Raw genomic sequence first — 6,608 nt, forward strand, 5'->3', positions numbered from 1 at the left:
ATCCACGCCTTGGGCGTTGCAACGCCGTAAAGGCGTGGATGCCCGGCACAAGGCCGGGCATGACGGAGGCATGTGGTCTCGGCCGTCCTCATCCCAACGCCTTGCTTGCGGCGCCGGGAGAAACTCGCTTTAGTCCGTTCCCGCATATACGAAAAACAGCGGGGAGGCCGCGGGCATGGAGCGCTTCAACGTGCTGTGGCTGCAAGGCGCGAGCTGTGGCGGCTGCACCATGGCGGCGCTCGACAACGGCCACGCCGGCTGGTTCGCCGAGCTCGCCCGCTTCGGCATCGATCTGATCTGGCATCCGTCGCTGAGCGAGGAAACCGCGGGCGAGGCGGTGGCAATCTTCGAACGCCTCGTGCACGGCACCCAGCGGCTCGATGCGCTGGTGCTGGAAGGCGCGGTGCTGCGCGGGCCGAACGGCAGCGGGCGTTTCAACATGCTCGGCGGCACCGGCCGCTCGATGCTGCATTGGGTGAACGCGCTGGCGCCCTGCGCCAACTACGTCGTCGCCGCCGGCAGCTGCGCGGCGTTCGGCGGGGTGCCGATGGCCGGCACCAATCCGACCGACGCCAGCGGCCTGCAATTCGCCGGCGCTGACTGTGGCGGCGTGCTCGGCGCCGGCTTCCGATCCCGCGCCGGCCTGCCGGTGATCAACATCGCCGGCTGCGCGCCGCATCCCGGCTGGATCTCCGAAACACTGGCGGCGCTGGCGCTCGGCGGCGTCGAGGCCGACGCGCTCGACAGCTTCGGCCGGCCGCGGTTCTACGCCGATCACCTCGCGCATCACGGCTGCGCCCGCAACGAGTATTACGAGTTCAAAGCCAGCGCCGAGGCGATGTCGCAGCAGGGCTGCCTGATGGAGCATCTCGGCTGCAAGGCGACGCAGGCTGTCGGCGACTGCAATCAGCGCGGCTGGAACGGCGGCGGCTCCTGCACCAGCGGCGGCTATGCCTGCGTCGCCTGCACGTCGCCGGGCTTCGAGACGGCGCAGAATTTCCTCGAGACCGCCAAGCTCGGCGGCATACCGGTCGGCCTGCCGCTCGACATGCCGAAGGCGTGGTTCGTGGCGCTCGCGGCGCTGTCGAAATCGGCGACGCCGAAGCGCGTCCGCGCCAACGCCGCCGCCGACCACATCGTCGTGCCGCCGCGCACCGACAGCGGCCGCCGCAAATGACCCGCCGCATCACCGTCGGGCCGTTCAACCGCGTCGAGGGCGACCTCGAAGTCAGGCTCGATATCGACGACGGCGTGGTGAGCGCCGCCGAAGTCACCGCGCCGCTGTATCGCGGCTTCGAGCAGATTTTGCGCGGCCGGCCTGCACTCGACGCGCTGACGCTGGCGCCGCGGATCTGCGGCATCTGCTCGGTGTCGCAATCGCTCGCCGCGGTGGCGGCGCTGCGCGCGGTCGACGGCATCCGCGCGGCCGAGAACGGCGTGCTCGCCGCCAATCTGGCCCATGCGGCGGAGAACACCGCCGATCACCTCACGCACTTCTATCTGTTCTTCATGCCGGACCTCGCACGCGATGCTTACGCGGACCGGCCGTGGCACGGCGACGTTGCGGCGCGGTTCAAGGCGGTGCAGGGCAGCGCCGCGCAGGCGATGCTGCCGGCGCGGGCGCGGCTGTTGCAGATCATGGGCCTGCTCGCCGGCAAATGGCCGCATTCGCTCGCGTTCCAGCCCGGCGGCACGACGCGGGCGATCGATCTCGGTGAGCGCGTGCAACTGATCTCGATCATCGGCGATCTGCGCGACTTCCTCGAACGCATCGTGTTTGCCGATACGCTCGACAATGTGCTGGCGCTGGACAGCGCCGCGGCGCTGGACACATGGCGCGACGGCCGCGGCGGCGACTTCGCCCGGTTCCTCAGCGTCGCCGACGATCTCCGCTTCGAGCGGCTCGGCCGCCTCGCGCTTCCGCTGATGAGCTATGGCGCCTATCACGGCGGCGACACGCCGCTGTTTTCACGCGGCGTGTTCGATCCAATCTCCGCGACTCTCGCGTCGCTCGACCCCGACGCCATCTCCGAAGACGTCGCCCATGCGTGGATGCGCGATACCGCGCTGCGCCCAGCGGACGCCGAGACCGATCCCGATGCCGACAAGCCGGCCGGGTACAGCTGGTGCAAGGCGCCGCGCTTGAACGGCAAACCCGCCGAGGTCGGCGCGCTGGCGCGGCAGGCGGTGGACGGCGATCCGTTGATCCGCGATCTGCTCGCATGCATCGGCCCTTGTGTGACCACGCGGGTGATCGCGCGGCTGCGCGAGACCGCCAGGCTCGCCGTTGAGATGCACGACTGGGCGCGCCGGCTCGATTTGCGCGCGCCGTTCCTCGAACGCGGCGAGCGGCGCGGCGAGGGCGCCGGCGTCGGCCTGATCGAGGCCGCGCGCGGCAGCCTCGGCCACTGGATCGAACTGTCGGACGACAAGATCCGCCGCTACCAGATCATCGCGCCGACCACCTGGAATTTTTCGCCGCGCGATCGCGATGGCGTCGCCGGTCCGCTGGAGCAGGCGCTCGCGGGCACTGAGGTCGGCGGCGACGGCGCGAAGTCCGTCGCCGTCCAGCACGTCGTGCGCTCGTTCGATCCCTGCATGGTGTGCACTGCACACTGATCGCTGCGGCATCCGCGCATGCGGTCACGCGCTTATCAGCATCGCAAGCGGCTTATCACCTGCGACGGCCATGCGAACTAATCGCATGAAACAGGCGCTTCGTATCTTTACCGGCCCTTTCAAACACTTGCGTGGCGAGCGACGCAACGCGACGCCACTGGCACGCTTCTTGCGAACTTAGCCTGAACGCGAAGCAGACACTGACTTCGCACGCGGCGAGGACACCGAGGAGCCATCATGGGCGCAGCGACCGAAACCTTCTACGAGGTGATCAGGCGGCAGGGCATCAGCCGGCGCAGCTTCGTGAAATTCTGCAGCCTGACGGCGACCAGCCTCGGCCTCGGTCCGATCGGATCGAGCCAGATTGCGCACGCGCTGGAGACCAAGCCGCGCGTGCCTGTGATCTGGATGCACGGGCTCGAATGCACCTGCTGCTCGGAAAGCTTCATCCGATCGGCGCATCCGCTCGCCAAAGACGCCGTGCTGTCGATGATCTCGCTGGACTACGACGACACCCTCATGGCGGCTGCCGGCCATCAGGCCGAAGCGATCCTCGAAGAGACCCGCAAGAAGTACAAGGGCCAGTACATCCTCGCCGTCGAAGGCAATCCGCCGCTCAACGAGGACGGCATGTACTGTATCGACGGCGGCCGGCCGTTCGTCGAGAAGCTGAAGGAAATGGCCGACGATTCGATGGCGGTGATCGCCTGGGGCGCCTGCGCGTCGTGGGGCTGCGTCCAGGCTGCCAAGCCGAACCCGACCCAGGCGGTGCCGATCGACAAGGTGATCAAGAACAAACCGATCATCAAGGTGCCCGGCTGTCCGCCGATCGCCGAGGTGATGACCGGCGTCGTCACCTACGTCACCACCTTCGGTCGCTTGCCCGAGCTCGACCGCCAGGGCCGGCCGAAGATGTTCTACTCGCAGCGCATCCACGACAAGTGCTATCGCCGGCCGCATTTCGATGCCGGCCAGTTCGTCGAAGCCTGGGACGACGACGCCGCGCGCAAAGGCTACTGCCTGTACAAGATGGGCTGCAAAGGCCCGACCACCTACAACGCCTGCTCGACCGTGCGCTGGAACGGCGGCGTGTCGTTCCCGATCCAGTCGGGCCACGGCTGCATCGGCTGCTCGGAAGACAATTTCTGGGATCAGGGCTCGTTCTACGACCGCCTCACCACGATCAATCAGTTCGGCATCGAAGCCAACGCCGACAAGATCGGCGCCACCGCGGCCGGCGTGGTCGGCGTCGCGATTGCCGCGCATGCCGCGGTCACCACCGTGCGCAACCTGTCGCGGCGCAAGGACGTGCCGACCAACGGCAGCGGTGACGGCAACGGCAAGTCCAATGGCAATTCGAACGGCGCGTCGGCTTAAGCCCGGGAAAGCAGCAACATGACCAACGTCACTACACCCAACGGCTTCAAGCTCGACAATGCCGGCCGCCGCGTCGTGGTCGATCCGGTCACCCGGATCGAGGGCCATCTCCGCGTCGAAGTCAACGTCGACTCCGACAACGTCATCCGCAACGCCGTCTCCACCGGCACGATGTGGCGCGGCATCGAGACCATCCTGAAGGGCCGCGATCCGCGCGACGCCTGGGCCTTCACCCAGCGGATCTGCGGCGTCTGCACCGGCACGCACGCGCTGACCTCGGTGCGCGCGGTCGAGAACGCGCTCAAGATCGACATTCCCGAGAACGCCAACACCATCCGCAACATCATGCAGCTGACGCTGCAGGTGCACGATCACGTCGTGCATTTCTATCATCTGCACGCGCTCGACTGGGTCGACGTGGTGTCGGCCTTGAAGGCGGACCCGAAGGCGACCTCGACGCTGGCGCAGTCGATCTCGCCATGGCCGCTGTCGAGCCCGGGCTACTTCAAGGAGATCCAGACCCGGCTGAAGAAATTCGTCGAGTCGGGCCAGCTCGGCCCGTTCAAGAACGCCTATTGGGGCCACCCGGCCTACAAGCTGCCGCCTGAAGCCAATCTGATGGCCGTGGCGCACTATCTGGAAGCGCTCGATTTCCAGAAGGACATGGTCAAGATCCACGCCGTCTATGGCGGCAAGAACCCGCATCCGAACTGGCTGGTCGGCGGCGTGCCCTGCGCCATCAATATCGACGGCGTCGGCGCGGTCGGTGCCGTCAACATGGAGCGGCTCAACCTGGTGTCGTCGATCATCGACCAGATGGTGACCTTCGTCGATCAGGTCTATCTGCCCGACCTGCAGGCGATCGCTTCGTTCTACAAGGACTGGACCTACGGGGGCGGGCTGTCGGGCAAGTCGGTGATGAGCTACGGCGACATCCCGGAACACGCCAATGATTATTCCGCCGCGTCGCTGAAGCTGCCGCGCGGCGTGATCCTCAATGGCAATCTCGCCGAGGTGCTGCCGGTCGATCTCGCGGACCCCACGCAGGTGCAGGAGTTCGTCACCCACTCCTGGTACAAATATCCCGACGAGACCAAGGGCCTGCACCCGTGGGACGGCGTCACCGAGCCGAACTTCAAGCTCGGCCCCAACGCCAAGGGCACCAAGACCAAGATCGAGGCGCTCGACGAGGAGGCCAAGTACTCCTGGATCAAGTCGCCGCGCTGGAAGGGCAACGCCGTCGAGGTCGGGCCGCTGGCGCGCTACATCATCGGCTATGCGCAGAACAAGCCGGAGTTCAAGGAGCCGACCGACAAGCTCTTGAAGGATCTCGGCCTGCCGCTGCCGGCGCTGTTCTCGACGCTCGGCCGCACCGCGGCGCGCGCGCTCGAGGCGCAGTGGGCGGCGAACCAGCTGCGCTACTTCCAGGACAAGCTGGTGGCGACGCTGAAAGCGGGCGACAGCGCCACCGCCAATGTCGACAAATGGAGCCCGGAGAGCTGGCCGAAGGACGTCAAGGGCGTCGGTTTCACCGAGGCGCCGCGCGGCGCGCTCGGCCACTGGGTCAAGATCAAGGACGGCAAGATCGACAACTATCAGGCGGTGGTGCCGACCACCTGGAACGGCAGCCCGCGCGATCCCAAGGGCGGCATCGGTGCGTTCGAGGCTTCGCTGCTGGGCACGCCGATGGCCGATCCGAACCAGCCGCTGGAAATCCTGCGCACGCTGCATTCGTTCGATCCGTGTCTCGCCTGCTCGACGCATGTGATGAGCGAGGACGGCCAGGAAATGACCAAGGTCACCGTGCGCTGAGCGCCGTCACAGGGAGACGATCATGACCACGGAGATCGCACGGGTTCAGGGCGCGCTCGATTCGGCCGGCGAACGCGCAAGGTCGCTGCAGACCGTCTATGTCTATCAGGCGCCGGTGCGGCTGTGGCACTGGGTGAATGCGGCGCTGATCCTGGTGCTGTGCGTCACCGGCTATCTGATCGGCTCGCCGCTGCCCTCGGTGCAGGGCGAGGCTTCTGCGAACTTCAGCATGGGCTACATTCGCTTCGTGCATTTCGCCGCCGGGCAGACGCTGGTGGTGTTCTTCCTGCTGCGGGTCTACTGGGCGTTCGTCGGCAACAAATACTCGCGCCAGATCTTCTGGCTGCCGCTCACCAACAAGACCTGGTGGTGGGGCATGCTGTACGAGTTCAAGTGGTACGCCTTCCTGGTCAAGGACCCGAAGAAATACATCGGCCACAACCCGCTGGCGCATGTGGCGATGTTCTCCTTCATGGTGTTCATGGTGCTGATGATGCTCAGCGGTATGGCGCTGTATTCCGAGGGCCACGGCATCGACAGCTGGCAGTACAAACTGTTCGGCTTCATGTTCTCGCTGTTCACCAGCCAGACGCTGCACACGCTGCACCATCTCGGCATGTGGGCGATCGTGGTGTTCGTCATCGTCCACATCTACGCCGCGGTGCGCGAGGACATCCTCAGCCGCCAGAGTATGATCTCGTCGATCATCTCCGGCGAACGCCTGTTCCGCGACGATCTGCCGGATTGAGAGGCGGAGGGATCAAGCATGGCAGTCGCGCCCCGACTTTCGTTACGGGCCC

General features: G+C 66.4%; 5 protein-coding genes. All 5 read left to right on the top strand.

Going from position 1 to position 6,608, the window contains the following annotated elements; all coding sequences use genetic code 11:
* Positions 1 to 175: 175 nt before the first annotated feature.
* The 5 genes from LPW26_RS13580 (at position 176) to cybH (ending at position 6,556) form a co-directional block, all read left to right on the top strand.
* Positions 176 to 1,177 carry an NADH-quinone oxidoreductase subunit B family protein gene (locus tag LPW26_RS13580; RefSeq protein WP_238735912.1) on the top strand — a complete coding sequence of 334 codons (1,002 nt, stop codon included), beginning with the start codon at positions 176 to 178 and terminating at the stop codon, positions 1,175 to 1,177.
* On the top strand, positions 1,174 to 2,619 hold the full coding sequence (locus tag LPW26_RS13585; RefSeq protein ID WP_238735913.1) for a nickel-dependent hydrogenase large subunit: 1,446 nt from the start codon (positions 1,174 to 1,176) through the stop codon (positions 2,617 to 2,619). The genes LPW26_RS13580 and LPW26_RS13585 overlap by 4 nt, the downstream gene beginning before the upstream one ends.
* Before the next feature lie 237 nt (positions 2,620 to 2,856).
* Positions 2,857 to 3,996: a hydrogenase small subunit gene (locus tag LPW26_RS13590; RefSeq protein WP_238735914.1), complete on the top strand. Its 1,140-nt coding sequence runs from the start codon at positions 2,857 to 2,859 to the stop codon at positions 3,994 to 3,996.
* Between the two features lie 18 nt (positions 3,997 to 4,014).
* Complete coding sequence (locus LPW26_RS13595) at positions 4,015 to 5,808, top strand: nickel-dependent hydrogenase large subunit (protein ID WP_238735915.1); 1,794 nt, start codon at positions 4,015 to 4,017, stop codon at positions 5,806 to 5,808.
* 22 nt (positions 5,809 to 5,830) lie between these two features.
* Positions 5,831 to 6,556 (top strand): Ni/Fe-hydrogenase, b-type cytochrome subunit, encoded by a 726-nt coding sequence (gene cybH / locus LPW26_RS13600; protein ID WP_238735916.1) that lies wholly within the window; start codon positions 5,831 to 5,833, stop codon positions 6,554 to 6,556.
* Positions 6,557 to 6,608 lie beyond the last annotated feature (52 nt).

This window comes from Rhodopseudomonas infernalis (assembly GCF_022271405.1).
In the GTDB taxonomy this organism is placed as follows: domain Bacteria; phylum Pseudomonadota; class Alphaproteobacteria; order Rhizobiales; family Xanthobacteraceae; genus Rhodopseudomonas; species Rhodopseudomonas infernalis.

Excerpts from the sequence above, each read along its gene's own strand:
- LPW26_RS13595 (WP_238735915.1), top strand. The coding sequence starts at position 4,015 with ATGACCAACGTCACTACACCCAACGGCTTCAAGCTCGACAATGCCGGC.
- LPW26_RS13585 (WP_238735913.1), top strand. The coding sequence starts at position 1,174 with ATGACCCGCCGCATCACCGTCGGGCCGTTCAACCGCGTCGAGGGCGAC.
- LPW26_RS13580 (WP_238735912.1), top strand. The coding sequence starts at position 176 with ATGGAGCGCTTCAACGTGCTGTGGCTGCAAGGCGCGAGCTGTGGCGGC.
- LPW26_RS13590 (WP_238735914.1), top strand. The coding sequence starts at position 2,857 with ATGGGCGCAGCGACCGAAACCTTCTACGAGGTGATCAGGCGGCAGGGC.
- cybH (WP_238735916.1), top strand. The coding sequence starts at position 5,831 with ATGACCACGGAGATCGCACGGGTTCAGGGCGCGCTCGATTCGGCCGGC.